1 protein-coding gene is annotated in these 1,091 nt (G+C 76.0%); it reads left to right on the plus strand.

The features are described 5' to 3' along the window. Nucleotides 1–71: 71 nt before the first annotated feature. A partial coding sequence (locus AC5LSR_RS21795) for a glycosyltransferase (RefSeq protein ID WP_493468919.1) occupies nucleotides 72–1,091 on the plus strand: 1,020 nt, incomplete at its 3' end.

A 1,091-nucleotide genomic window follows, 5' to 3' on the forward strand; every position in this document is an offset into this window, starting at 1 on the left:
AGTGGGAGGAACTGACCACACAGCCGTGTCGATGGGCGCGTGTGGGCGGCTGATTTGCGAGGCTGACCGGCATGATGACGCTGGCGGCGTGCGCGGTGCTCTCGATGCTGGTCTGGCTGGTCCTCGCGGCCGGGCACGGAATGTTCTGGCGGACCGACACCCGGCTCGCCGACGCCGACGCCGCCGGCACCGGCGGGGCTGGCGGGGCTGGCGGCGTCGAGCCGCCCGGCGGCTGGCCCGCGATCACCGTGATCGTGCCGGCCCGGGACGAGGCCGAGATGCTGCCGCACACCCTGCCGGCCCTGCTCGGGCAGGACTACCCGGGACGGCTGCGCGTCCTGCTGGTCGACGACTCCAGCGAGGACGGCACCGGCGAGGTCGCCCGCGCCATCGGCCGGGCCGCGGGCGCCGGCGAGCGGCTCACGGTCGTCGACGGCCAGCCGCGCCCGGCCGGCTGGGCGGGCAAGGTGTGGGCGATGGAGCAGGGCGTACGCGCGGCCGGGCCCGACGCGCGGTGGCTGCTGTTCACCGACGCCGACATCGCCCACGGCCCGCACTCGGTGACCCGGCTGGTCCGCCACGCCACCGGCCACGGGCTCGACCTCACGTCCCTGATGGCCGTGCTGCGCACGAGCAACCGCTGGGAGCGGCTCGTCATCCCCGCGTTCGTCTACTTCTTCGCCCAGCTCTACCCGTTCCGCCGGGCCAACCGGCCGACGGCGCGCACGGCGGCGGCGGCCGGCGGATGCGTCCTGCTGCGCCGGGCCGCGCTGGACCGCGCCGGTGGGATCGCCGCCATCCGCGGCGCGGTCATCGACGACTGCTCGCTGGCCAGGGCCGTCAAGCGCGGCGGGGGACGGATCTGGCTGGGCCTGGCCGACCGCGGGCCCGGGGGTGTGCGCAGCGTCCGCCCGTACCCCGGGCTCGCCGACCTGTGGAAAATGATCTCCCGTAGCGCGTACACCCAGCTGCGGCATTCGCCCGTGCTGCTCGCCGGCACCGTCGTCGGCCTGGTGCTGACCTACCTGCTGCCGCCGGTGGCGGCCGTGATCGGGCTGGCGGGGGCTCTCACCGGTGGCGGTGACGCCGCC

It is taken from the genome of Protofrankia sp. CiP1_Cm_nod4, assembly GCF_982290645.1.